We start from the raw sequence: 25,630 nt of genomic DNA on the forward strand, positions 1-25,630 counted from the left end.
TCCTGGAGGAAAGCGGGATTCTTTCGGCTGCCTCCAGGGGGCAGATTTCGCTCTGCTGCTGAGCAGGTTCGGCGGCATGCGGAAGACGACGGTGGCTGCAAGCGCGTTTAGGTAAACGGCCTCGAAGATCCTGCATGGAAGCTGCGGAAACAGGAACTCCGGGCCGGCACGACCTTCACACTTCCGATGATCGCGGCGCCGCGCTACGTAGTACGCGAGCGTTACGATATTGGCCGATGTCCCATGTACGAAGAGGAGGGCTATCGGTCGCTTCTCCTCGGCCGGACGTGTGTTCGGTGGAGTCGCCCGCCTTGCTGTTCGCGTGAATACGAGTGGCCGTGCATACCATCGTTGTGGATTGCGTCTGGCGACTTGAGTCGTTTGCCTATTTCCCGTTGGCCCGGCTGTCGCGACTCCGTTGACCTTGCCCCTCAGGCTTAATCCGGCTTGAAGTTCGTTCTGGCCCGCAACGAGGACCAGAGCATGAAGCGCAGCCGCTTTACGGAAGAGCAGATCATCGGGATTTTGAAGGAGCACGAGGCTGGCGTTCCGGTCGCCGATCTGTGCCGCAAGCATGGCGTGAGCGACGCCAGCATTTACAAGTGGAAACAAGAACGCGAGCGCGCCGATCGGCACCGGACCGTTCGTGTTCAAGGAATGGGTCAAGGGCAGCCATATCATCCTCGTACGCAACCCGAATTATTGGGATCCCGGCAAGCCCTATCTCGACCGCATCATCGTGCGCTTCATCGCCGACCAGGCGGCGCGCTCGGTCGCATTCGAGACCGGCGAGCTCGACCTCGGCGGCGGGCCGCCGGTGCCGCGCTCCGATCTCGCGCGGCTGCAGGCCTTGCCGCATCTCGGCTCAGAGACGCGCGGTTACGATTACAATGCCGGCATGACGCAGCTTTAGTTCAACTATGACAACCCGGTCCTCAGGGACAAGCGGGTGCGGCTCGCGATCGCCCACGCGATCGATTATGGCCGGTTGCTCGACTTCGTCTATTTTGGCTATGGCAAGGTCGCGCCGTCGGCGGTCAGTCCTGAGCTGGCCGAGTTTGTCGATCCGTCGATCAAGCCCTACGCACTCGATCTCGCGAAGGCGAACGGGCTGCTCGATGAGGCCGGTTATCCGAAGAAGGCCGACGGCACGCGTTTCCCGATCCGGCTCTACGCCAACCCGTTCAACCTGCAGGCGGCCGGCGACTTCGTCAAGCAGGCGCTGACGAAGCTCGGCATCGCCGTCGATTTTCAGTTCTTCGATTTCTCGACCTACATCAACAAGACCTATACCGGCCGCGAGTTCGACATCACGCTCGAATCGCTGTCCAATACCGTCGATCCCACACCCGGCATCCAGCGCGCATTCTGGTCAAAGAAATTCAAGATCGGCCTGCCGTTCTCGAACGCCTCGCACTACGCCAATCCGGTCGTCGACCAGCTGCTCGAAGATGCCGCCGTCGAGCCGGATGCCGAGAAGCGCAGAGCGCTCTGGTTCAAGTTCCAGAACCTGATCTATGACGACGTTGCAGCCATCCATCTGGTCGCGCCCGATGGCGTGACGCTGTTCAATAAGACGATCAGGAACCACACGCTCGGCGTCACCGGAATCAATGCGCGCCTCGCCGACATCTATTTCGACCAATAGGGCTTCGAGGCAAAATCCGACCGTGGGCACATCTCGATGAGATCTGAGAGCCGGGTGGTCACATCGTGATTGAGAATACGCGGAGCCGGAAGGGGCGGTCCGGAGGCGCCTGAGCGGTTAAGCCACGGGCGGACGAGTGGGCGCACCAGGTGGAGATGGGGCGTCGAACCGGATCTGTGATGGCCGTCGCGCCAGTCGGGAGATGACGGCGGCTCGCGCGGCGGCTCCGATGTCAAAGCCTGGTCCGTGCCGCAGATTGACCGCGCGCGCGAGAAGAAGATCCGCTGCCCTCGCCGAATGTGACATTACTTGCGCCTTGATCACGGCGTGCGCTGATAACGCGACGATATAGCCGCTAGCTCAAATCCGTATTTCCGCGGGCCAGCGGTCGTCGCCTAGCGTCGATCCTCAAATAGCTCGACCGCCGCAGCCGGTCCGCGAGTCCTGCGCCATCAGCAGAGGACGCGTTGATGCCGTCTGCCGCCGGGTCGAGCCGGGATGAAGCGAACAAGGTGACGGGCGGCGAATGCGCGTTTGGACTCGCTATTTCAACCAGGAGCGGATCGTCTTCGCCCTCACGGTGCTGTTGCTGATCCTGTTCGCGCTGACATTGCCGAAATTCCTGGCGCCGAGCAATCTGCTCTCTCTGGTTCGCAGCGTCGCCGTGCTCGGCATTCTCGGACTCGGCATGCTGGTCGTGGTGCTCGGCCGCGGCATCGACCTGTCGCTGGTGGCAACCATGGCGATCTCGGTGGCGTGGAGCCTGCAGCTTGCGGCCAGCGGCCTATCGGTCGCAAGCGCGATGGGCATCGGCCTGCTGCTCGCCCTCGGCATGAGCCTCGTCACCGGGATCCTGATCGCCTATGCCGAGATCCCGTCACTGTTTGCGACCTTGGCGATGGCGACCTTCGTCTACGGCTTCGGTCGCGCCCATCTGATCACCGGCACCGACGTCGTCTATCTGCCGCCCAACATCGGCCTGCTTGCAGGCCTGGGGCAGGGGGCGCTGTTCGGTATTCCCATGCCGATCGTCGTCGCGGCCGCCGTGGCGCTGATCGCCTATCTGTTCCTGCGCTACACCAAGCCCGGGCGCTTCATCTATGCGATCGGCGACAACCTCGCCAGCGCGCGGATCGGTGGCGTGCCGGTGCGCCCCATTCTCGTTGCGCAATATGTCATCGCCGGCGGCATCGCCTTCGTGGCCGGTCTCGTGACCGCGACCTCGGCGGAGGCGATGAACACCCGCGTCGTCAACTCCAACATGATCTACGACGTCATCCTGGTCGTGGTACTCGGCGGCGTCGGCCTCTCCGGCGGCCGCGGCAACGTCCGTAACGTGATCGTTGGCGCGCTGCTGATCGGCGTGCTGATGAACGGCATGACGATCATGGACGTGCAGTACACGATCCAGAACGTCATCAAGAGCCTGATCCTGCTGCTCGCCATCGTCGTCGACAGCATCCTCAACCCGCGCGACGAGCAGACGGGCCAGCAGGGGGACATCTGACGTCCCCGACAACGAGCCTCAATCAACAAACTCGGAGGAGACCATCTTGAAGACCATGCATCGTCTGGCTCTTGCGGCCACTGCGTTCGTCGGAATTGCTGCGGCCGCCATCGGCGCCGCCCGCGCCGACGACATGAACGATCCCTATCGGCAGCCGGCGCTCGACGCGCTCAAGGGCAAGTCGATCGTCTATCTGCCGATCTCGATCGGCTTCGACCTGGCGCAGGCCTGGGGCGGTGTCGTCAAGACCGAGGCCGAGCGTTACGGCATGAAGTTCAAGTCGCAGGATCCGAACTGGAACACCGGCGCGATGGCGCAGGGCCTGACCTCGCTGATCGCCGAGAAGCCCGACGTGATCGTGACGCAGAACCCGGACCTGCAATCGCTGGCGCGGCTGCTCAAGCAGGCCAATGCCGCCGGCATCGTCGTGATCCAGATGAACATGCAGGGCGCGGTGCAGACCGACGCCTTCGTCGGCCCCGACTTCATCGCCATGGGCGAGCAGGCTGCCAAGATGGTCGTCGCCAAATGCGGCAAGGGCACCGAGACCTCGCACAAGGTCTCGATCGTGCAGGGCGTGCTCACCGGCGGCGTCAGCTACTACCAGGTTCAGGGCATCAAGAAGGTGTTCGAGGCCAACCCCGAGATCAAGGTGGTGTCGAGCCAGGCGGCCGATTGGGACGCCTCCAAGGCGCGCGCCATCACCGAGACAGTGCTGCAACAAAACCCGGATCTGTGCGGCGTCATCGACGTCTGGGATGGCCAGGGTGTCGGCACGGGGGCCGCGATCAAGCAGGCCGGCAAGCAGGATCAGGTCTACTTCGTGACCTCGGGCGGCGGCGCGCAGAGTATGTGCGACCGGCTTGCCGACGGCACCTTCTCGGCCGCGATCAATTATGACGCGCCGGGCATGGGCCGCGATGCCTTCACCGCGATCAGCGCGGTGCTACAGGGCAAGCAGAAGGCCGGCACGATGAAGTTCCAGCTCTATTCGCCCACGCGCGTCATGACCAAGGCCGACGTCAAGGCCGGCACCTGCTGGGATCCCGAGCAGTACGCCAAGCTGCTGCGCTGATCCGCCTCATCCAGGCGTGGTCGCCGGTTGCGGCGGCCACGCGCTTTCTTCGACAATGATTTCCCGCGATCGCGTGCAGAGGCTGCCTTGGCGTCGACCCATACTTTCACGAAGCTGAGATATCGCTTCATCCCGGACCACGTCATCGGCGAGCTGCTCTCGAAGAAGTGGATCGACAACGCGATCCCGTTTCTGGTGCTGCTGTGCGTGATCGCGATCTTCGGCTCGCTGATCCCGAACTTCTTCACCGGCGCCAACCTCGCCATCAGTGCCCGCGAACTCGGCGAGTTCGGCCTGGTCTGCATGGCCATGATGGTCGTCATCATCGTCGGCGGCATCGATCTCAGCGTCGGCTCCAATTTCGCGCTCGGCAATTTCATGACCCTGGCGCTGCTCAATCTCGGCGGCTGGCCGGTCGGCCTCGCGATCCCCGCTGTCGTCCTGATCTGCGGCGGCGTCGGCCTGCTCAACGGCTACCTGATCGGCTTCCTCCGGCTGCGCGCCTTTCTCACCACGCTGGTGACGCTCATCATCGTGCGCGCGATCGTCGACATGCTGCTCCTGAAATATGCGCAGGCGATGTCGGTCAGCTTCTACCAGTCCGACGTCTGGGACCTGATCGGCCTGGGCGGCCTCGCCGAGGTGCCGTCGAGCTTCATCATCCTCGTGATCGTCGCGCTGATCGGCCACGTGCTGCTGACGCGCAGCCGTCCGGGCTGGCGCATGATGGCGATCGGCGGCTCGCGGCGCTCGGCGCACAACATTGGTCTTTCCGTGCGCGGCATGGTCTGCGCCGCCTATACGATCTCCGGGATGCTGTGCGGTCTCGCCGGCGTGCTCTATGCGGCGCGGCTGAGCGGCGCCGGCACCGACACCGGCATGGGCCTGGAAATCTCGGCGCTGACGGCGGCGGTGCTGGGCGGCAACAGCCTCGGTGGCGGTCGCGGCTCGGTCGCCAAGGCGCTTATCGGCGCCGTCATCGTGCTGGTCATGACCAATGGCGTGCTGCGCATCGGCCTGAACAGCGGCTCCGGCCCGATGGTGCTCGGCCTGACCCTGCTGCTCGCCGTGTTCATCGACGTGCGCTGGCTCAAGAACCGAGACAAGCTCCTGTCGAAGGTCTATGTGTCGCCGACCTATGTCGAGCTGCCGGTGCCGCGTTCGACCTCGGCCGAGACCGGCGGCGCGTTCGCGCTCAACGACCGACTCGGCCAAGTGGAGATCATCGGCCTCGGTGAGGTCGAGTCGCCCGAGGACGTCATCCTCGATGACGACGATTATCTCTATTGCGGCACGCGCCACGGCGACATCGTCCGCTTCGCGCCGCCGGACTACACGAGCTGGGAGGTCTATGCCCATATCGGCGGCTCGCCGCTCGGCATGGCCTTCGATCGGACCGGCGACCTGCATGTCTGCGTTGGCGGCATGGGCCTCTACAAGATCGACCGCGCGCGGAACGTCAGCAAGGTCACCGACGAGACCAATCGTTCGGCCTTCTCCGTGGTCGACGATTCCCGGCTGCGGCTCGCTGACGATCTCGACATCGCGCCCGACGGCCGGATCTATTTCAGCGAGGCCACGATCCGCTACGAGATGCATGATTGGCCGGTCGACGCGCTGGAGAGCCGCGGGAACGGCCGCATCATCTGCTACGATCCGAAGAGCGGCAAGACGCATACGGCGCTGCGCAACCTGATCTTCCCGAACGGCGTCTGTCTCGCCCATTATGGCCAGTCGGTGCTGTTCGCCGAGAGCTGGGCCTGCCGCGTCAGCCGTCTGTGGATCGCCGGGCCGAAGGCAGGGCAGGTCGAGCGCGTGCTCGACGCGCTGCCCGGCTATCCCGACAACATCAACCGCGCCTCGGACGGCTCCTATTGGTGCGCGATCATGGGCATGCGCTCGCCGGCGCTCGACCTCGCGCTGCGCATGCCGGGCTTCCGCCGTAGGATGGCGCGCCGCATCGCGCCAGACCAGTGGCTGTACCCGAACCTCAACATCGGCTGCGTGATCCGCTTCAATGACAAGGGCGAGGTGCTGGAGTCGCTGTGGGATCAGGGCGCCAAGAACCACCCGATGATCACCTCGATGCGCGAGCACCGCGGCTATCTCTATCTCGGCGGCATTACCAACAACCGCATCGGCCGCATCAGGCTCGACAAGGCTGATCCGAATTGGAGCGGCATGCGCAGCTATTGGGAGCAGCGGGCATGAGCGCCTTGGTCGGAAGCTGGCTGGAGCGTTTCCTCGGCCGTGGCCGGGCTGCGGTTACTGTGCCGCCGCTGGATGGGGCGTTGAAGCCGAACAATCGTCTCGAAGACGCGCCGCGCGGCCTCGCGAGCGACGCGCCGGACAATCTGGTGGCTTGCGACGGCGCGGTGTTGTGGTCGAGCGGGGCGAGGCTGTTTCGTGCCGCCGCCGGAGCCGAGCCGGAGCCGGTCGCGACACTCGATGGCGTCATCTCGGCGCTGGCCGTGTCGCCGCGCGGGCAGATTGCCGTCGCCTGCGACGGCAAGGGCATCTCGATCCTGGCCCGCGACGGCACCGTGACCGATACCGGCCGCAGCAGCGGCTGGCCGGCCGCCTGCATCACCGCGATGACGTTCGACGACGAGGCGAGCCTCGTCGTCTGCATCGGCTCGGTCGAGACTGCTCTCGACGCCTGGCAGCGCGACCTGATGGAGCACCGCCGCGCCGGCGAATTGTGGAAGCTCGATCTCGTGACGCGCGCGGCCAAGCGGCTGGCCGCAGGGCTCGGCTACCCCAACGGCGTCGTGGCCGCGGCCGATCAAACGTTGATCGTCAGCGAGGCCTGGGATGTCCGCCTCGTGCGCCGCGCGCCGGACGGTCGTGAGCTCGCCGTCGTGCTCGACGACCTTCCGGGCTATCCGGGCCGCATCGCGGCATCCGCGCGCGGCGGCTATTGGCTGACGGTGTTCGCGCCGCGCAGTCCGCTGATCGAGTTTGCGCTGCGCGAGGATGATTACCGCCGCGCGATGCTGGCCGAGGTGCCGCCGGCCTATTGGATCGCGCCGGCATTGCGCAGCGGCATCTCGTTCCACGAGCCGATGCAGGGCGGCGCCTTGAAGCAGATGGGCATCCTCAAGCCATGGGCGCCGACCTTGTCCTACGGCCTCGTCGTCGCGTTGGACGCCAACTTCGTGCCGCTCCAGAGTCTGCACAGCCGTGCCGGTGGCAGGCGCCACGGCATCACGTCGGCGGTCGACATCGATGGACGGCTATGGCTGACCGCCAAGGGCGGCGACGAAATCGTCATGATCGATGGCACGGCGGGGGAGGTGAAGTGATGCAGCCGGTCGTCGAGCTCAAGAACGTCACCAAGGAATTCCACGGCATTCCGGCGTTGCGCAACATCTCGTTCGATCTCAGGCCCGGCGAGGTCCATGCGCTGCTCGGCGAGAACGGCGCCGGAAAGTCGACGCTGACCAAGATCATGGCGGGTGTCTACGAGGTTACCAGCGGCGAACTGATCGTCAACGGCGCCAAGGTGTCGTTCAAGACACCGGCGGAGGCGCTGCGCAGCGGCATCGCGATGGTGTTCCAGGAGACCAGCCTGGTGCCGTCGCTGACGGTCGCGCAGAACATCTACCTCGGCAACGAGAAGTTCCTGAACCGGCTGCGCGGCATCTACATCGCCGCCCAGCAATTCCTGCAGTCGCTGAATTTCGGCGTCGATCCGACGATGTATGTGTCGCAGCTCGGCGCGGCGCAGAAGCAGATGGTCGAGATCGCGCGCGCCGTGCACCACAAGGCGCGCGTCATCATCTTCGACGAGCCGACGGCGACGCTGACTCCGGAAGAGAAGCACCATTTCTTCGCTCTGGTGAAACGGCTCAAGCGCGACGGCGTCTCGATCATCTTCATCTCGCATGCGCTGGAGGAGGCGCTATCGATCTCCGACCGCATCACCATCATGCGCGACGGCCAGCATGTCGTGACGGACGATGCGAGGAATTTCGACCGCGACAAGATCATCACCGCGATGGTCGGCCGCACCTTGTCGGACGAGCTCTATGGCAAGGCCGGCGACGGCCATGCGACGCGGCCCTACGGGCGCAAGATGCTGAGCGTGCAGAACCTGTCGATGGGTCGCATGGTCCGCAACAACTCGTTCTCGGTCTATGCCGGCCAGATCACCGGCATCTTCGGGCTGATCGGCTCGGGCCGCACCGAAACCGCGAAGATCATCTCCGGCGTGGTCAAGCGTGATTTCTTCCATGGCGGCGAGGTCAAGCTGGAGGGCCGCTCGGTGCGCTACCGGGTGCCGCGCCAGGCGGTGCGCGACGGCATCGTCTACGTCACCGAAGACCGCAAGATCGAGGGCTTCTTCGAGACCAAGTCCATCGCCGAGAACATCTATCTCAACCTCCTGGCGGCCGATCTCAACAAGAGCGTCGTGATTTCCTATTCGGAGATGATGGAGCTGGCGGCGACCTGGACCAAGCGGCTCAACGTGCGCGCCATCAGCAATGCGGCGCGCGTGGTCGAATTGTCCGGTGGCAACCAGCAGAAGGTGGTGATCGCGCGCGCGCTGGTGCAGCAGCCCAAGCTCATCATCTTCGACGAGCCGACCCGCGGCGTCGACGTCGGCGCCATCGCCGAGCTGCATCACGTCATCAACGAGCTGGCGGATGCCGGGCTTGCGGTGGTCGTGATCTCGTCCTACCTGCCGGAAATCCTCAATCTGGCCGACCGCATCCTGGTGTCGCGCCAGGGCCGCGTCGTCGAGGAATTCTCGGCCGATGAAGCGACTGAAGAGAAGATCATGTACGCGGCCGTCCATTGAGCGACGCGCCGAAGTTTTCGAGGGAATGACCGCATGAAGATCAGGGCCGCCGTTCTCGAGGATATGGGCCCCGCCGGCCCCTATGCCGCCTCGCGTCCGCTGAAGATCCAGGACGTCGAGCTCGACGGCCCCGGTCCGGGCGAGGTGCTGGTGCGCATCGCCGCCGCCGGCCTGTGCCATTCCGATCTCTCGGTGATCAATGGCGACCGGCCGCGCCCGCTGCCGATGGTGCTGGGTCACGAAGCCTCCGGCGTGGTCGAGGAGGTCGGTGCCGGCGTCGATGATCTCGTGCGCGGCGATCACGTCGTCTGCGTGTTCGTGCCGAACTGCGGCCATTGCGCGCCGTGCGCGCAAGGGCGGCCGGCGCTGTGCGAGCCGGGCGCCGAGCACAATGGCAAGGGTGACCTGCTCAGCGGCGGTTTCCGGCTGCATCGCGGCGAAGCCAGGGTGCATCATCATTGCGGCGTGTCGTGCTTCGCCGAATACGCGACGATGTCGCGCCGTTCGCTGGTGAAGGTACAGAAGGAAGTGCCGCTGCACATTGCTGCGCTGATGGGTTGCGCCGTGCTGACCGGCACCGGCGCCGTCTTCAACGGCGGCGACGTCGGTCCCGGAGGCAAGGCCGCCATCATCGGGCTCGGCGGCGTCGGGCTGGCTGCGGTCATGGGCGCGGTCGCGATCGGCGCCGAGACCGTGGTTGCGATCGACATGTTCGAGCCGAAGCTCGCTCTGGCACGCGAGCTCGGCGCGACCCATGTCTTCAACGGCTCGGATCCTGATCTGGTTGCGAAGGTCAAGGAGGCGACCAAGGGCGGCGTCGATGCGGCGCTGGAATTCGCAGGCTCCGTCAAGGCGCTGGAGATGGGCTACGCCATCACGCGGCGGGGCGGCACCACGGTGACGGCCGGCCTTCCAAATCCCAAGGCGGTGCTGTCGCTGCCGGCGGTGTCCTTGGTTGCGGAGGAGCGCACGCTGAAAGGCAGCTATCTCGGCTCCGGCGTGCCGTCGCGCGACATTCCGCGCTTCCTGGGCCTCTATCATCGCGGCCGGCTGCCGGTGGACAGGCTGCTGACCCACCGTATCCGGCTGGACGACATCAATGCCGGCTTCGATCGCCTCGCCGACGGCAGCGCGATCCGCCAGGTCGTCGAATTCAACTGAGAGGTTTGCATGAGCAGGATCGAGCCGATGCGGCGCTATCAATGTTTCATCGGCGGCCAGTGGCGGCAGCCGGCCTCCGGCGACTATTTCGAAAGCTTCGATCCATTCCTCGCCCAGCCCTGGGCCTTGATCCCGAGATGCGATGCACGCGACGTCGACGCGGCCGTCGCTGCTGCGCGGCAGGCGCTGGAGCAGGGTGAGTGGGCCAGCATGCATCCGTCGCAGCGCGGGCAGTTGCTGCGCCGGTTCGGTGATCTCATCGCGCGCGATGCCGATCATCTGGCCCGCATCGAGGTGCAGGACAACGGCAAGCTCTATGCGGAGATGCGCGGCCAGGTCGGCTACATCCCGCAATGGTTCCACTATTTCGGCGGGCTCGCCGACAAGGTCGAGGGTGCGGTGGTCCCGATCGACAAGCCCGACATGTTCACCTACACGCGCCACGAACCGATCGGCGTGGTCGCCGCGATCACGCCGTGGAATTCACCGCTGCTGCTCGCGACCTGGAAGCTCGCGCCGGCGTTGGCGGCCGGCTGCACCATCGTGATCAAGCCGTCCGAATTCACCTCGGCATCGACGCTCGAGCTGATGCGGCTGGCGGAGGAAGCGGGCTTTCCGCCCGGCGTGCTCAACGTCGTCACCGGGTTCGGGACTGACGTCGGCGAGCCGCTGACCAGCCACAAGGGCGTCGACAAGATCGCCTTTACCGGCGGTGAGAATTCCGGCCGCCATGTGTTGCGCAACGCCGCCCAAACCTTCAAGCGGACCACGCTGGAGCTTGGCGGCAAATCGGCGCAGCTCGTATTCCCGGACGCGGATCTCGACGATGCGGTCAAGGGCGTGGTGTCCGGCATCTTCGCCGCCACAGGGCAGACCTGCATCGCAGGCTCGCGCCTGCTGGTGCATGAGAGCATCCACGATGCGTTCCTGGACAAGTTCGTCGCCTTGGCGCGGACGGCGCGCATGGGCGATCCGATGAACATGGATACGCAAGTCGGGCCGGTGACCACGCAGCCGCAATATCAGCGCGTGCTGTCCTGCATCGCGATGGCGCGCGAAGAGGGCGCCGAATGTGTGATGGGCGGCAAGCCGGCGGATCGTCCGGAATGCGGCCGGGGCTGGTTCGTCGAGCCGACGGTGTTTGCCGGCGTCAACAATGCGATGCGGATCGCGCAGGAGGAGGTGTTCGGGCCGGTCCTGTCCGTCATCAAGTTCCGCGAGGACGATGAGGCCTATGCTGTTGCTAACGACACCGCCTATGGCCTTGCGGCCGGCGTCTGGACCAACGACCAGCGCCGCGCCTTCACCGCGGCCAGGCGGCTGCGCGCCGGCACGGTCTGGACCAATACCTATCGTGCCGTCAGCTACATGGCGCCCTTCGGCGGCTTCAAGGCGTCCGGGATCGGACGGGAAAGCGGACAGGACGCGATCATGGAATATCTGGAAACGAAATGCGTCTGGATGTCTTATGGCAAGGACGTGCCGAACCCGTTCGTGATGCGGTAAGCGCGTGCCGCTACCGGAAGCGATGAGGACCCATGGCTGCCGATTTCGAAGGACTTCTGGTTGTTTCGATCGAGCAGGCGGTCGCGGCGGCCTATGCCTCCTGCAAGCTGGCCGATGCGGGCGCGCGCGTCATCAAGATCGAGCGCCCGGAGGGCGACTTCTCCCGGGAGTACGATCATTTCGTGCATGGCGAGAGCGCCTATTTCGTCTGGCTCAATCGCGGCAAGGAATCGATCTGCCTCAACCTTGCTGATGACGCCGACAAAGCCGTGCTGGCAGCGATGCTGGAACAGGCTGACGTGTTCATCCAGAACCTCGCGCCGGGCGCGATCGACCGGCTCGGCTTCTCGATGCAGGCGTTGCGGGCCCGGCACGAGCGGCTGATCACTTGCGCCATCTCGGGCTATGGCGACGAGGGGCCGCTGCGCGACGCCAAGGCCTACGATCTCCTGGTGCAGGGCGAGAGCGGCCTCGCCAACATCACCGGCAACGAATATGGCGCGGCGCGGGTCGGTGTCTCCGTCTGCGACATCAACGCCGGCATGACCGCGACGCAGGCGATCTTCCAGGCGCTCTATGCCCGCGAGCGCACCGGGCGGGGGCGGCACATCGCGGTCTCGCTCTTTCATGCCATGGCCGACTGGATGAACGTGCCGTATCTGCAATATGCCTATGGCGGCGTGCCGATCGGCCGGGTCGGGCTGCATCATCCGACGATCGCGCCCTATGGCAGCTACGCCTGCGGCGGTGGCCGTTCGATCCTGATTGCGATCCAGAACGAGCGTGAATGGGTCATTCTCTGTCGCGAGGTGCTGCAGCGCCCGGGCCTCGCCAGCGATCCGCGCTTTGTCAACAATGGCGAGCGGGTCAGGAACCGCGCGGCCCTCGATGCCGAGATCGGGCCGATCCTGCTCAGCATGGACCTCGATCGCGCGATCGAGTTGCTCAGCGCAGCACGGCTCGCCTTCGGCCGCGTCTCGACTCTGGCCGATTTCGCCGAGCATCCGCAGAACCGTTACATCGAGATCGACACGCCGACAGGGCCGGTCGTGATGATGGCGCCCGGCGCGGTGGCCGATGGTCAAGTGCCTGCGTTCGGGCCGATCCCGGCGCTCGGGGCGCATGGCGAGCGGCTGCGCCGCGAATTCGCGCCCAAGCCGCAGGATTGAGGCGGACCCCTTGCGTGGCCTGGGGCGCGGCCAGCTGACGGCAAAGTGGTATGGCTGCCGCGCCGAGCGCGCGCAGCCCCTGTGCTTGACAGCCTCATGATGCCGTTGATCTATAGCGATCGTCGATCGGCTGCGCGCTTGCCATACAGAAAAGATATGGCCTGCATAGAAGAATGTTGGGGCGGAAATGGATCTGCGGCAGCTTCGCTATTTCATTGCGATCGTCGAGCAGGGGTCGTTTTCCAAGGCAGCCGAGACCCTCAACGTGGCCCAGCCCGCGCTCAGCCTGCATGTGCGCAACATGGAGGCGGAGCTGGGCTCGTCGCTGTTGTTTCGCAGTCCCCAGGGCGTGGTGGCGACCGAGGCCGGTGAGATCCTGATCCGCCACGCGCGCATCGTCATCGACCAGCTGTCGATCGCGCGGCACGAGATCAAGGGGCAGGAGGCCGAGCCGTCCGGCGAGGTGCGGCTCGGGCTGCCTGGCACCATCAGTCAGATCCTGTCGGTGCCGCTGATCATCGAGGTGCGTAAACGCTTTCCGAAGATCAAGCTGTGCATTGCGGAGGCGATGAGCGGCTTCGTCACCGAATGGATCCGGGAGGGACGCATCGATCTCGCCGTGCTCTATATGCCGGTCAGCGACAACGCGCTGAACTCATCGGAGGTGATCAGCGAGGAGCTGTGGCTGCTCGGACCCATGAAAATGCCGGCCGGCGTCAAGCCGCCCGCCTCGGGCGCCGTGGCCTACGCCAAGGTGACCCAGCTGCCGCTGATCCTGCCGAGCGCCGACCACGGCCTGCGCATGCTGCTGGAGCGCGAGGCCTCCGCGCGCGGCCTGTCGCTCGATCCGGTGATCGAGGTCGACTCCTACGCCAACATCAAGGGGCTGGTCGAGGAGGGCATCGGCTATTCGGTTCTGCCCTATAATTCGATAGCGCGTGATGTGCAGAACGAACGGCTTCTAGCCTGGCCGATCACCCAGCCCGAAATCAAACGGTCCGTTCATCTGGCCCATCCGGTGGACCGGCCGCTCAGCCATGCCGTGTCGAGCGTCCATGCGCTGTGTCGCACGACGCTGCTCAACCTCGTCGTGAAAGGCAAGTGGAACGGGGCGCGCGCCGCGACCGAGGCGTCGGCTGCAGACGGCACGGCCTGCCGTCCGGCCGCGAAGAAGCGGTCTTGATCGTCCGATCTTGAAGCTTTCCGTCTCGACGCGCGGTTGAGCGCCAGCTGTCAGTCGCGTGCGATTGCGCCGCACCATGGAAAATGAGACTCCCCGTCAAGGTGACGAGGAGGACCACGCACGCCTCTCTCGCCCCATCGGATAGCGTTCCCTGCAGATCGTGGGTCGCCGGCATGTCGAGCATGTGCCGGCGAAGTCCACGACGAGGCCAGCAACGACTGGCCGGCACGATCCAAGTGCTTCGGCGATTTGCAAAGGGAGGAGTTCGATGGTCATGCGACGTGTGGGGTTCGCTGCGCTCACGGCATTGCTGCTGTCAGGCACGGCCTCTGCCCAGGAGAAGATCAGGGTCGGGGTCACCGCCACCCTTGAGGGGACCTATACCGTGCTCGGCGAGGACGGGATGCGCGGTCACGTCACCGCCGTCAACGTGCTGGGCAAGAAGATCGGTGACAAGGAGCTCGAATTCGTCGTGGCCTCGACGGATGCCACGCCGGACTCCGCCGTCCGTGCCGTGCGCAAGCTGATCGAGCAGGACAAGGTGCAGATCCTGCTGTCGCCGCTGTCCGGCGACGAAGGTATCGCGGTCAAGAATTTCGCCAAGACGCACCCGGAGCTCACCTTCGTCAATGCCGCGTCGGGTGCACAGGAGACGACCTATGTCGATCCGGCGCCGAACTTCTTCCGCTACAACATGGACGGTGCCCAGTGGCAGGTCGGTCTCGGCAAATACGCCTATGAGACCAAGGGCTACCGCAAGATCGCGACCGTCGGCGAGGATTACTCCTTCATCTATACTCAGGTGTTCGGGCTGGCGCTGGAGTTCTGCGGCCTCGGCGGCAAGATCACGAGCCGGCAATGGGTGCCGCTCGGCACCAAGGATTTCGCCTCAGTCATCGCGGCGCTTCCCGACGATGTCGACGCGATCTATCTCGGCCTCGGCGGCGCCGATGCGGTCAACTTCCTCAATCAGTATCAGCAGGCCGGCGGCAAGGCGCACCTGATGGGCGGCTCGATCATGATAGATCAGACCATCCTGTCGTCGAAAGGCAATGCCAAGAACGCGCTGATCGGGACCATCGCGGCGTCGGGCCAAGCCGACACCTGGGAAGATCCGCGCTGGCAGAAATTCGTCAAGGCCTATCAGGACTCGTTCCCGCCGGAGAAGCGTTTCCCGAGCCCGTCCCTGCTTGCGACCAACTACTACGGATCGACCATGGCGCTCATCCTGGCGCTGCGGGAGGTGAATGGCGATCTGTCGAACAACCAGGCCAAGCTGAAAGAGGCGCTCGCGAAGATCGAGATCGATGCGCCGAACGGGAAGATCAAGCTCGACTCCAATCGCCAGGCGATCGGTACCAACTTCGTGACCGAGGTCGTCGACGACGGCAAGGGCGCGCTGTTCAGCAAGGTCGTGAAGGTCATTCCCGACGTCAACCAGACGCTGGGCTACGATCCCGCGACCTTCGCCAAGATCGGGCTGCCCAGCCGGACTGTTCCTGAATGTAAGAAATACTGACCTTTCCAGAAGCGTCGCGGCTCGAGCTTGCTCGGGCCGCGTCGTCGCGTCGCTTGCTTTTGACGGAGCAATGATCGACGCTGAGCTATAAGCAAGAAAACCATTGTCAGTGGGGGAGTGATGAGTAGGGCTCTCGCCGTTTTTCATGCTCGCTTCGGTCGCGCAACGGTTTATCAGCTCAATCGGCCGTTCAATGTGCATGCGCATCGTGAAGGGCATCTGATCTTCCACGTTGGCGGCACGCCGGCCGACATCGATGTCTGTGAGCAGCGCTATCAGATCGGTGAAGATTGGATCGTCGCGGTCAACCCCTGGGAACCGCATAATTTCCTCCCTAACGACGTCGACAATGGCGCGATCTTCTTTGTCCTCTATGTCAACGCCGATTGGTTTGCGCCCTCGGCCGCGCGCGAGCAGGGCCTCCGCTTCGGCCGGACCTGTTTTCGGCGGACGACGGCGCTCGACCGCTGCATTCGCCGCACCGCAGCGTTGGTATGTGGCGCGCCATCGCTCGGCTGTCTCGACGGCGAGCTGCGACAGCTGATCGACAGTTGCTATGAGGAGAGCTGGCGGATCGTCGAACTGATGCCGGAGCGGCGCTGTGCCGAGGTGACGGATTTCCGTGTTCGCAAATGCATCAAGCTGATGTCCGACAGCCCCTGCGCGGAGATCGAGCTCGATGACATCGCGCGCGAGTCCGGGTTGTCGCGGCCACATTTCTATCGTCTGTTCCGTAGCCAGACCGGTGTGACACCGAACCTCTATCTCAACACGCTGTTGATGGAGCGGGCGTTGGATGCGCTTGTCGCGACCGAGTCGCCGATCGCCGACATCGGCTTCGATCTCGGCTTTTCCTCGCAGAGCGGCTTCACGCGCTTCTTCGCCGGCAATGTCGGCATGGCGCCGACTGATTATCGCCGCGCTGCAAAAGTGTTGCGCGCCTGACGTGCTGCTGCGCATCGCGCGAAAAGAGACTGTCGATCAAATACGAACGCTGGTCCCCCGCTACACTGCGAGCAACGTGATCCGCCAAAGGATCCGACGAGGGAGGACGAGCGATGGCCGGCACACCCGGCGATCTCTGGCTGAACGCGCCTTGCCGCGCCGCTGACGGACCGGTCCGCCTGCGCGTGAGGGAGGAGCGATGAGCCGCTTCATCGAGCGCCAGCCGATCTGGTCGCTGGTCATTCTTCTGGCCATCGCGCTTTTCGCCTGGTTGATCTTCGCCGTCTGGCCGCCCGGGCTGGAGGATGCGATCGGCCGGAAGAAGGTGTTTCTCAGCGCGGTGTTCAACGGGATCACGCTGGGTGGACTCTACTTTCTCGTGGCGAGCGGCTTCACCCTGATCTTCGGCCTGATGCGCAACGTCAATCTCGCGCACGGCTCGCTCTATCTGTTCGGCGGATATGTCGGCTATGGCATCTCGGCCGCGACCGGCTCATGGATTCTCGCCTTCATCGTCGCTTTCGTCGTGGTCGCCGCCATCGGCATTCTGCTTCAGTTCCTGGTGTTCCGCCGCATGGAGGGCCAGGATCTGCGCCAGACCATGGTGACGATCGGGTTGTCGATCGTGTTCGCCGATCTGATGCTGTGGGCGTTCGGCGGCGACTTCTATCAGATCCAGACGCCGGCATGGCTGATCGGACCGGTCCAGCTGCCGCTGATGACCGCAATGAAGTCATCGGGCGAGGCGGTGTTCCTGCAATATCCGCTGGTGCGCCTGGTGATCTTCTGCAGCTCGGTGGTGATCGGTGTTCTGATGTGGCTGGCGCTGAACCGCACGCGGGTCGGCATGATCGTGCGCGCCGGTGTCGATGACCGCGAGATCCTTGCTGCGACGGGCGTGCAGATCCAGCTCGTCTTCGTCCTGGTGTTCGCGCTCGGCGCGGGGCTTGCCGGCATCGCCGGGGTGGTCGGCGGAACCTTCCAATCGATCTCACCGGGCGAGGATACGCGCTTCCTGCTGGCGTCGCTCGTCGTCGTCATCGTCGGCGGTATGGGATCGATTCCCGGTGCTGCGCTCGGCGCGCTGATCATCGGGCTCGCCGAGCAGTTGGGGTCGGTCTACATCCCGACTTACGCGATCGTCGTCACCTTCCTGATTATGGTGCTGGTGCTGGCGCTGCGGCCCCAGGGCCTGTTGGCGAGGCGGTGAGATGTCGCTGATCCAGGAGGCGCGGGCGAGAGAGGGCATGCTGGCGCAACCGGGCGCCGCGTCGCAGCCGGCCGTGTGGTCGGTCACCGAGCATCCGTGGGCCTGGGCCGTGGCGGCGCTGCTGCTGATCATGCCGCTCATCGCCAATGGCTTCTTCCTGATCGAGATCTTTGGCACGACCTTGATCCTCGGCACCATCGCGCTGAGCCTGATGTTCCTCGCCGGCTATGGTGGCATGGTCAGCCTGATGCAGCTGACGATCGCCGGCTTTGCCGGCTACATGGTCGCCGTGTTCGGTGTCAGCGGCAACGCCAATATCAGCCTGGGTTGGCCATGGTGGCTGGCGACGCCGATGGCGCTGGTCCTCGCGGTGCTGTTCGGCACGCTCGGCGGTGCGCTGGCGGTGCGGACCGAGGGTATCTACACCATCATGATCACGCTCGCGATCGGCGCGGCGTTCTACTATTTCACCAATCAGAACTGGGCCATCTTCAACGGCCATACCGGCATCAACACGATCGCGACGCCGCATTTTCTCGGCATCAACTGGCGCTCCGACATCGCCTTCTATTATTTGACGCTGGCGGTTGCGGTCGCGTGCTATGGCGTCGTGCTCTATCTGTCCCGCGCACCGTTCGGCCTGGCGCTGCAGGGCGTCCGCGACAATCCCAGGCGCATGGCCGCGCTCGGCTTCAACGTCAATGCGCATCGCATCGCGGCCTATGCCTTCGCCGCCCTGATCGCCGGCCTCGGCGGCGTGCTCCAGGTCTGGAATTACCGGCAGATCTCGCCAGGATCTGTCGCCGTCGAGCGTTGCATCGACATTCTGATCGTCGCCGTGGTCGGCGGCGTCACCCGGCCGATCGGCGCCTATATCGGCGCCTTCATCTTCGTCATGCTGCGCACCTTCGCGCTCGATTTCCTGGTCAAGGTCGGGCTTGACGGCAACCGCTTCCGGCTCTTGATCGGCCTCGGCTTCCTCGCGATCGTATTCTGGTCGTCGGACGGCGTGATCGGTCTCTATGAGCGCTGGCGCCGGCGCAGCCAGCAAAGGGACACACGGGCGCGGCCGGGAGGTCACGGCCATGGATAGAGTGGCGGACCGGCTCTCGGCGCTCGGCTCGACGGCGGCACTCGAACTGCGCGGCGTCACCCGCATGTTCGGCGCGCTGGCAGCGCTGACCGATATCACCATCACGGTTCGGCCAGGCGAGCGGCGCGCGGTGCTGGGCTCGAACGGCGCCGGCAAGACGACGCTGTTCAACTGTGTCACCGGCGATTTCCTGCCGACCTCGGGCACGATCCGCTTCTTCGGCGAGGACATCACGGCCTTTCCGCCCCACGAGCGGATCCGCCGCGGGCTGCGCCGGACCTACCAGATCTCCGCGCTGTTCCTCGGCCTGTCGGTGCGGGACAATGTCTATCTCGCCTGCCGCGGCGTGTCGCGCGCGCGCTTCTCGATGCTGCGCGCCCGCGCTAATGATGCGCTGATGCAGGCGACCGAACGGCTGATCGAAGCCGTGCATCTCACGTCGGTTCGCGAGCATCTCGTCTCCGAGCTCGCCCATGGCCAGCAACGGCAGCTCGAGATCGCGCTGGCGCTGGCCGGGGCGCCGCGCTTCATCCTGTTCGACGAACCGGCCGCAGGCCTGTCGCCGACCGAGCGGCGCGAGCTGGTGGAGATCCTGACCGCGCTGCCGGCGCATATCGGCTACATCATCATCGAGCACGACATGGACGTGGCGCTGCGTGTCGTCGAGAGCGTGACGATGATGCACAATGGCCGCATCTTCAAGGAGGGCGCGCCGCACGAGATCGAATCCGATCCGGAGGTGCAGGAGCTGTATCTCGGGGGCGGCCATGAATGATCGCAGCCGCTCCGCGCCCGCGCTCGACGTCCGGGGACTCGATGTCTACTACGGCCATTCGCATGCGCTGCAGGGCGTCGACCTTCGCTTGGAGAGCGGCGTGTTCTCGCTGGTCGGCCGCAACGGCATGGGCAAGACGACGCTGTGCAAGGCCATCATGGGTCTGCTGCGGCCGTCCGGCGGATCGGTGCGGTTGCGCGGGGAGGACATCACCGGGCTCAATCCGGCCCGCATCGCCCGGCTCGGCGTCGGCTACGTGCCGCAGGGGCGGCGTCTGTGGCGCTCGCTCAGCGTCGACGAGCATTTGCGGCTCGCGGCCGGGTTGCGCCGTGGCGCCTGGACTGTCGACCGCGTCTACGAGACCTTTCCGCGGCTGGCCGAGCGCCGCAACAATGGTGGCGGACAATTGTCGGGCGGCGAGCAGCAGATGCTGGCGATCTCGCGCGCGCTGCTGACCAATCCGCAGCTCCTGATCATGGACGAGCCGACCGAGGGGTTGGCGCCGGTCATCGTCACCCAGGTCGAGGAGATGCTGATCCGCCTCGGCCAGGACAGCGACATCGCGGTGCTCGTGATCGAGCAGAATATCGGCGTCGCCACGGCGGTCTCGCCGCGCGTCGCCATCATGGTCAACGGCCGCATCAACCGCATCATCGACTCCGCGCGGCTCGCCGCCGATCGCGAGCTGCAGCAGCGCCTGCTCGGCGTCGGCCAGCATGCCGGGGATGACACGGATCTCGGCACGGAGCAGGCCGCTCAGGACGCTGCCGCGCGGCCGGTCACGCCAGCAACGCCGAAGGCCGCGCCGGTCAAAGTCTACCTTTCCAACCCCGTGCTGCCGACGCGGTGGTCGCAGCCGGTGCCGATCGCGCAGATCGAGGCCAAGGTGCGCACGGTCTCGACCAGCGTCACCCGGCTCGACGAGGCGGCGCGTTCGAGCCGGGAGCGCGCCGGGCCGATCACATTCGGACCGCCGGCAGTGATCGTGGTCGGCACGCTCGACACCAAGGGCGACGAGCTTCGCTTCATCCGCGACATCATTGCCGGCCATGGCCTGCGCACCCGGCTGGTCGATGTCTCCACCAGCGGCAAGCAGGGAAGCTGCGACGTCTCGGCCCAGGAGATCGCGCTCAATCATCCCCGTGGCGGCTCAGCCGTGTTCGGCGCCGATCGCGGCGTGTCCGTCACCGCGATGGCCGAGGCGTTCGCGCGCTGGCTGCGCCGACAGGATAACGTCGCTGGGATCATCTCGGCCGGCGGCTCCGGCGGCACGTCGCTGGTCGCGCCAGGGATGCGCGAGCTCGCCGTGGGCGTACCCAAGCTGATCATCTCGTCGGTGGCGTCGGGTGACGTCGGCGCCTATGTCGGCCCGGCCGACATCACCATGATGTACTCGGTCACCGACGTGCAGGGGCTGAATTCGATCTCGCGCGCGGTGCTGAGCAACGGCGCCCATGCGCTGGCCGGCATGGTGGCTGCGCGGCAGCAACAGGCTGCGACGGTCGATCGCGCCATGCCTCGGACGCCCGCGATCGGCATCACGATGTTCGGCGTCACCACGCCCGCCGTGCAGAGAATCACGGCCGAGCTGCGCGACGACTATGAGTGCCTCGTGTTCCACGCCACCGGCGTCGGCGGCCGCGCCATGGAGAAGCTGGTCGACTCCGGCATGCTCGCAGGCGTGATCGACCTCACCACCACCGAGGTCTGCGACCTGCTGATGGGCGGCGTGTTTCCGGCCACCGAAGACCGGTTCGGCGCCATCATTCGCACCCGCGTGCCCTATGTCGGCTCGGTCGGCGCGCTCGACATGGTCAATTTCGGCGCGCCGGACACCATTCCCGAGCGCTACCGCGGCCGCAAGTTCCACGTCCACAATCCGCAGGTCACATTGATGCGCACGACGCCTGCGGAGAACGCGCAGATGGGGCGCTGGATCGGTGAGCGGCTCAATCGCATGGGTGGGCCCGTCAGGTTCTTCCTGCCCGAGAAGGGCGTCTCGGCACTCGATGCCCAGGGGCAGCCGTTCTTCGACCACGATGCGGATGAGGCGCTGTTCCGCAGTCTGGAGCAGACCATGCGGCAGACCTCGAACCGGCGCCTGATCCGCGTGCCGCATCATATCAACGATCATGAGTTCGTCGCCACGATCGTCGGCGCCATCAGGCCGATGCTCGGGCGGCTGCCGGCGCGGCGCAGACAGGTGAGGTGATGGTGATGCCGAGATATGAGCGCGCACCGCTGCTGAAGAAGTTTCGCGACATGGTGCGAAGGGGCGTGCCGATCATCGGCGGCGGCGCCGGCACCGGCCTGTCGGCCAAATGCGAAGAAGCCGGCGGGATCGACCTGATCGTGATCTACAATTCCGGCCGCTACCGCATGGCCGGCCGCGGCTCGCTCGCCGGGCTGATGGCCTATGGCGATGCCAATGCCATCGTCGTCGAGATGGCCAGCGAGGTGCTGCCGGTGGTGAAGAGCACGCCGGTGCTCGCCGGCGTCAACGGTACCGATCCGTTTCGCGACATGGATGTGTTCCTCGATCAGCTCAAGGCGCTCGGCTTCTCAGGTGTGCAGAACTTTCCGACGGTCGGCCTGATCGACGGCACGTTCCGGGCCAACCTCGAGGAAACGGGCATTTCCTATGCGCTGGAGATCGACATGATCGGGCGCGCCCATGACAAGGATTTGCTGACGACGCCCTACGTGTTCAACGAGGCGCAGGCGACGGGAATGGCGATCGCAGGTGCCGACATCATCGTCTGTCATCTCGGTCTGACCACCGGCGGCTCGATCGGTGCGCAGACCGCGCCGAAGCTGGAAGACTGCCCGGGCCTGATCGACAGCTGGGCTTCGGCTGCGCTCAGCGTCAATCCTGAAATCCTGATCCTGGCGCATGGCGGCCCGATCGCCGAGCCCGCCGATGCCGACTTCATCATGAAACATACCAAGAATTGCCACGGCTTCTACGGCGCGTCCTCGATGGAACGGCTGCCGGTGGAGCGGGCGCTGACGGAGCAGGTGCGGCATTTCAAGGCGATCAGCTCGCGGCCGCGCCGCGTCTGAAGCGACAACACGTGATCCGACGACAGCGGCGCCTAGCGCCACGCGCGTCGGACGGAGGACTGAGGGAGGAAAACGGATGTCCGGGGTTCTGATCGGTGAGCTGATCCTGTGGCTGATCGTTGCGATCATCGTCATCGTGGTCGCCGTCTACATCGTCAACTGGCTGTACCACCGCTCCTCGAAGGAGGTCTCCTTCGTCCGCACCGGCTTCATGGGCGAGCGCGTCGTGATCAATGGCGGCGCCTTCGTGATGCCGTTCATTCACGACTACACCCCCGTGAACATGAACGTGTTGCCGATGGGCATCACGCGCGCGAAGCAGGACGCCGTCATCACGCGTGACCGGATGCGGGTCGACGTCGAGGCCGACTTCTACGTTCGTGTTCAGCCGACCCGCGAGGCCGTGTCGATTGCGGCCGCGACGCTCGGCCGTCGTACCCTGGAACCGGAAAAACTGCACGCGCTGCTCTCCGGCAAGTTCATCTCCGCACTGCGCTCGGTCGCCGCCGAGATGACGATGGAACAGATGCACGAGCAGCGCGGCGATTACGTGTCCCGCGTGAAGGCCGCCGCCTCCGAGGCGCTGGCTCAGAACGGTCTGGAGCTGGAATCGGTCGCGATCACCGATCTGGATCAGACCGACCTCGAGTTCTTCAACCCGTCGAACCGGTTCGACGCCGAGGGCCTGACCCGGCTGATGGAGGACATCGAGAGCAAGCGCAAGCTGCGCAACGACATCGAGCAGGATTCGATGATCAAGATCCGCACCCGCAATCTCGAAGCCGAGCGCGAGGCTCTGGAGATCGAGCGCGAGAGCGAGACGGCGCGGCTGGAGCAGGAGCGTGACATCGAGATGCGCCGCGCGCTGCAGCGAACAGAGGTCGCGCGCGAGCGCGCGCTGCGAGAGACTGAGGCCGAGCAGGCACAGATCATGGCGCGCGAGACGATCGAGAAGGCGCGCATCGCCAATGAGTTGACGATTGCGGAAGCGCGGATCGCGGCCGAGCGCGACACAAGGCAGCGCGAGATCGAGCGCACGCGCGCGGTCGAGGAGCGTGAGCTCTTGGCACGCGAGGACATCGAGAAGGCCCGGATCGCAAATCAGCGCGCGATCGATGCCGCGCGCATCGAGTCGGAGCGCGAGGTGCGCCAGCGCGACATCGAGCGGACCAGGACGATCGAGGAAGCCGAGATCGCTGCGCGTGAGGCGGTGGAGAAGGCGCGGATCCAGCAGGATCGCGTCGTCACCGATGCTCGAATTGCCAATGACGAGGAGACGCGCCGCCGCGAGATCGAGCGCACCCGCGCCATCGAGCAGGCGGAGATCGCCGCGCGCGAGGCGACCGAGAAGGCGCGGATTGCGCAGACCATGATCGTCAATCTGGAACGCATCAGCTCTGACGAGCGCACGCGCGCCACCGAGATCGCGCAGGTGCGCGCCATCCAGGAGGCGGAGATCGAGGCGCAGAAGGCGGTCGAGGCGGCCCGGATCGCGCGCGAACAGGCGTTGTCGGCGGAACGGATCGCCGCCGAGCATGCGACGCGCAAGTTGGAGATCGAGCGCAATCAGGGCATCGAGATCGCCGGCATCGTTGCGCGCGAGGCCACGGAAGCCAGCCGCATCGCGCAGGAGGAGCGGGTGCGTGCGTTGGAGATCGCGCGGATCAGGACCATCGAGGAGGCCGACATCGCCTCGCGCGAGGCGATCGAGGCGGCCCGGATTGCCCAGGAGCTGGCTGTGGCCGCCAAGCGGATCGAGTCGGAGAAGGCGACGCGGAGCCTGGAGATCGAGCGCACCGAGGCCGTCGAGGCCGCCGATCTCAAGCGGCGCGAGGCGGTCGAGCGGCGCCGCATCGAGGTCGAGCTGGCGCTGGAGGCCGAGCGCATCGCCTCGTCGCGCACCCGCGAGGTGCTCAACATCGATCAGAAGAAGGCGATCGAGCTCGCGGATGAGGTCAGGGTGATCGAGCTCGCGGCCAAGCGCGCCGAGCGCATCGATGCCGACCGGCAGGTCAAGGAGGCCGAGATCATCGCGCGCAAGCAGGTCGAAACTGCCGACGTGTCCCGCGAGCAGGCGCTGGAGGCTGTTCGGCTGGAGCGCCGCCGCGCCATTGAGCAGCTCGAGGTCGCCCGCGTCCAGTCGCTGCAGGAGGCCGAGATCGCGGCGCGCGAGGAGGTCGAACGTGCGCGTATCGCCTCCGACCGCGGCCTCGACGAGGCGCGCATCGGCAGGGAGCGCGAGCTGCGCAAGCTCGAGGTCAACCGCGAGAAGGACGTCGAGACCGCGCTGATGGAGAAGGCGATCGCGCTGTACCAGAAGTCGCTCGAGGAATCCGCGGCCAAGGTCGCGGCCGAGGAGGCGCGCACCCGCGCCACCGAAGCGACGGAGAAAGTCATCACCGCGCGCGAGAGCGAGATCGCCCGTCGGCGCAAGACTGTCGAGGTGCTGATCGCCGAGAAGCAGGCGGAGGAAACGCGGATCGCCGCGGAAGCCGAGCGCGTGCGCGCCGCGGTCGAGGCCGAAGCGCAGCGGCTGCTCAACGAGGCCGAGAACGTGCTGACCGATCAGGCCCGCTACTCGCTGTTCCGGCGCAAGCTGCTCGACCGCATCGAGGGCATCGTGCGCGAGAGCGTCAAGCCGATGGAGAAGATCGAGGGCATCCGCATTCTCCAGGTCGATGGTCTGAACGGGAACGGCGGCAACGGCAATGGCGGCCGCAGCGCCACCGACGAGGTGATCGACTCGGCTCTGCGCTACCGCGTCCAGGCGCCGCTGATCGATTCCATTCTGTCCGACATCGGTGTCGAAGGCGGCAGCCTCGCCAAGATGCCCGGCCTGATCCGCGAAGCCAGGGACATGCAGGGCATCCGCAAGGACACCGCCGCGCGCAAGGAAACGGGCGGCGGAGCGGGCGATGGCGGCTCGTCCGAGCCGCCGGCCGATCGCGGTCCGCGCAAGAAGGGGTGAGGCG

Annotated in this window: 17 protein-coding genes and 2 pseudogenes; all 19 read left to right on the forward strand. The window is 65.5% G+C overall.

The window, feature by feature from the left end; translation table 11 throughout:
• Positions 1–483: 483 nt before the first annotated feature.
• Positions 484–609: pseudogene (locus ACVIJ6_RS26590) on the forward strand (transposase); the annotation flags it as partial.
• Positions 610–646: 37 nt separating this feature from the next.
• A pseudogene (locus ACVIJ6_RS26595) lies at positions 647–1,648 on the forward strand (ABC transporter substrate-binding protein).
• A gap of 526 nt (positions 1,649–2,174) precedes the next feature.
• Entirely contained in the window at positions 2,175–3,155 is a 981-nt protein-coding gene (locus tag ACVIJ6_RS26600) for an ABC transporter permease (RefSeq protein WP_456775125.1), read from the forward strand.
• A 55-nt stretch (positions 3,156–3,210) separates the two neighbouring features.
• Entirely contained in the window at positions 3,211–4,230 is a 1,020-nt protein-coding gene (locus tag ACVIJ6_RS26605; protein WP_172236021.1) for a sugar ABC transporter substrate-binding protein, read from the forward strand.
• 87 nt (positions 4,231–4,317) lie between these two features.
• The gene (locus ACVIJ6_RS26610) at positions 4,318–6,441 is read left to right on the forward strand and encodes an ABC transporter permease (protein WP_456775126.1); all 2,124 of its coding nucleotides are present in this window, start codon (positions 4,318–4,320) and stop codon (positions 6,439–6,441) included.
• Positions 6,438–7,535 (forward strand): strictosidine synthase, encoded by a 1,098-nt coding sequence (locus tag ACVIJ6_RS26615; protein WP_456775127.1) that lies wholly within the window; start codon positions 6,438–6,440, stop codon positions 7,533–7,535. The genes ACVIJ6_RS26610 and ACVIJ6_RS26615 overlap by 4 nt, the downstream gene beginning before the upstream one ends.
• Positions 7,535–9,034 carry a sugar ABC transporter ATP-binding protein gene (locus tag ACVIJ6_RS26620; protein ID WP_456775128.1) on the forward strand — a complete coding sequence of 500 codons (1,500 nt, stop codon included), beginning with the start codon at positions 7,535–7,537 and terminating at the stop codon, positions 9,032–9,034. The genes ACVIJ6_RS26615 and ACVIJ6_RS26620 overlap by 1 nt, the downstream gene beginning before the upstream one ends.
• A 33-nt stretch (positions 9,035–9,067) precedes the next feature.
• Positions 9,068–10,195 (forward strand): zinc-dependent alcohol dehydrogenase family protein, encoded by a 1,128-nt coding sequence (locus ACVIJ6_RS26625; protein ID WP_456775129.1) that lies wholly within the window; start codon positions 9,068–9,070, stop codon positions 10,193–10,195.
• A gap of 27 nt (positions 10,196–10,222) precedes the next feature.
• Complete coding sequence (locus tag ACVIJ6_RS26630; RefSeq protein ID WP_456777089.1) at positions 10,223–11,701, forward strand: aldehyde dehydrogenase; 1,479 nt, start codon at positions 10,223–10,225, stop codon at positions 11,699–11,701.
• Positions 11,702–11,733: 32 nt separating this feature from the next.
• Positions 11,734–12,870: a CaiB/BaiF CoA transferase family protein gene (locus ACVIJ6_RS26635; protein WP_456775130.1), complete on the forward strand. Its 1,137-nt coding sequence runs from the start codon at positions 11,734–11,736 to the stop codon at positions 12,868–12,870.
• 187 nt (positions 12,871–13,057) lie between these two features.
• Positions 13,058–14,053: a LysR family transcriptional regulator gene (locus tag ACVIJ6_RS26640; RefSeq protein WP_456775131.1), complete on the forward strand. Its 996-nt coding sequence runs from the start codon at positions 13,058–13,060 to the stop codon at positions 14,051–14,053.
• Between the two features lie 268 nt (positions 14,054–14,321).
• Positions 14,322–15,572 (forward strand): ABC transporter substrate-binding protein, encoded by a 1,251-nt coding sequence (locus ACVIJ6_RS26645; protein ID WP_456775132.1) that lies wholly within the window; start codon positions 14,322–14,324, stop codon positions 15,570–15,572.
• 120 nt (positions 15,573–15,692) lie between these two features.
• A complete protein-coding gene (locus ACVIJ6_RS26650) occupies positions 15,693–16,517 on the forward strand; it encodes an AraC family transcriptional regulator (protein ID WP_456775133.1) in 825 nt (274 codons plus the stop codon).
• Between the two features lie 199 nt (positions 16,518–16,716).
• The gene (locus tag ACVIJ6_RS26655) at positions 16,717–17,727 is read left to right on the forward strand and encodes a branched-chain amino acid ABC transporter permease (RefSeq protein WP_456775134.1); all 1,011 of its coding nucleotides are present in this window, start codon (positions 16,717–16,719) and stop codon (positions 17,725–17,727) included.
• Position 17,728: 1 nt separating this feature from the next.
• Positions 17,729–18,820, forward strand: a complete 1,092-nt coding sequence (locus tag ACVIJ6_RS26660) for a branched-chain amino acid ABC transporter permease (RefSeq protein WP_456775135.1) — start codon at positions 17,729–17,731, stop codon at positions 18,818–18,820.
• Positions 18,813–19,595, forward strand: coding sequence for an ABC transporter ATP-binding protein (locus ACVIJ6_RS26665; RefSeq protein WP_456775136.1), 783 nt, complete (start codon positions 18,813–18,815; stop codon positions 19,593–19,595). Before ACVIJ6_RS26660 ends, ACVIJ6_RS26665 begins: the two co-directional genes overlap by 8 nt.
• Positions 19,588–21,807 (forward strand): Tm-1-like ATP-binding domain-containing protein, encoded by a 2,220-nt coding sequence (locus ACVIJ6_RS26670; protein WP_456775137.1) that lies wholly within the window; start codon positions 19,588–19,590, stop codon positions 21,805–21,807. The genes ACVIJ6_RS26665 and ACVIJ6_RS26670 overlap by 8 nt, the downstream gene beginning before the upstream one ends.
• A 5-nt stretch (positions 21,808–21,812) precedes the next feature.
• On the forward strand, positions 21,813–22,658 hold the full coding sequence (locus tag ACVIJ6_RS26675) for a phosphoenolpyruvate hydrolase family protein (protein WP_456775138.1): 846 nt from the start codon (positions 21,813–21,815) through the stop codon (positions 22,656–22,658).
• Positions 22,659–22,734: 76 nt separating this feature from the next.
• On the forward strand, positions 22,735–25,626 hold the full coding sequence (locus ACVIJ6_RS26680) for a flotillin domain-containing protein (protein WP_456775139.1): 2,892 nt from the start codon (positions 22,735–22,737) through the stop codon (positions 25,624–25,626).
• Positions 25,627–25,630 lie beyond the last annotated feature (4 nt).

It is taken from the genome of Bradyrhizobium sp. USDA 4369, from assembly GCF_054056435.1.

Excerpts from the sequence above, each read along its gene's own strand:
- ACVIJ6_RS26600 (WP_456775125.1), top strand. The coding sequence starts at position 2,175 with ATGCGCGTTTGGACTCGCTATTTCAACCAGGAGCGGATCGTCTTCGCC.
- ACVIJ6_RS26605 (WP_172236021.1), top strand. The coding sequence starts at position 3,211 with ATGCATCGTCTGGCTCTTGCGGCCACTGCGTTCGTCGGAATTGCTGCG.
- ACVIJ6_RS26615 (WP_456775127.1), top strand. The coding sequence starts at position 6,438 with ATGAGCGCCTTGGTCGGAAGCTGGCTGGAGCGTTTCCTCGGCCGTGGC.
- ACVIJ6_RS26645 (WP_456775132.1), top strand. The coding sequence starts at position 14,322 with ATGGTCATGCGACGTGTGGGGTTCGCTGCGCTCACGGCATTGCTGCTG.
- ACVIJ6_RS26640 (WP_456775131.1), top strand. The coding sequence starts at position 13,058 with ATGGATCTGCGGCAGCTTCGCTATTTCATTGCGATCGTCGAGCAGGGG.
- ACVIJ6_RS26625 (WP_456775129.1), top strand. The coding sequence starts at position 9,068 with ATGAAGATCAGGGCCGCCGTTCTCGAGGATATGGGCCCCGCCGGCCCC.
- ACVIJ6_RS26680 (WP_456775139.1), top strand. The coding sequence starts at position 22,735 with ATGTCCGGGGTTCTGATCGGTGAGCTGATCCTGTGGCTGATCGTTGCG.
- ACVIJ6_RS26670 (WP_456775137.1), top strand. The coding sequence starts at position 19,588 with ATGAATGATCGCAGCCGCTCCGCGCCCGCGCTCGACGTCCGGGGACTC.
- ACVIJ6_RS26650 (WP_456775133.1), top strand. The coding sequence starts at position 15,693 with ATGAGTAGGGCTCTCGCCGTTTTTCATGCTCGCTTCGGTCGCGCAACG.
- ACVIJ6_RS26660 (WP_456775135.1), top strand. The coding sequence starts at position 17,729 with ATGTCGCTGATCCAGGAGGCGCGGGCGAGAGAGGGCATGCTGGCGCAA.
- ACVIJ6_RS26635 (WP_456775130.1), top strand. The coding sequence starts at position 11,734 with ATGGCTGCCGATTTCGAAGGACTTCTGGTTGTTTCGATCGAGCAGGCG.
- ACVIJ6_RS26665 (WP_456775136.1), top strand. The coding sequence starts at position 18,813 with ATGGATAGAGTGGCGGACCGGCTCTCGGCGCTCGGCTCGACGGCGGCA.
- ACVIJ6_RS26620 (WP_456775128.1), top strand. The coding sequence starts at position 7,535 with ATGCAGCCGGTCGTCGAGCTCAAGAACGTCACCAAGGAATTCCACGGC.
- ACVIJ6_RS26655 (WP_456775134.1), top strand. The coding sequence starts at position 16,717 with ATGAGCCGCTTCATCGAGCGCCAGCCGATCTGGTCGCTGGTCATTCTT.
- ACVIJ6_RS26630 (WP_456777089.1), top strand. The coding sequence starts at position 10,223 with ATGCGGCGCTATCAATGTTTCATCGGCGGCCAGTGGCGGCAGCCGGCC.
- ACVIJ6_RS26675 (WP_456775138.1), top strand. The coding sequence starts at position 21,813 with ATGCCGAGATATGAGCGCGCACCGCTGCTGAAGAAGTTTCGCGACATG.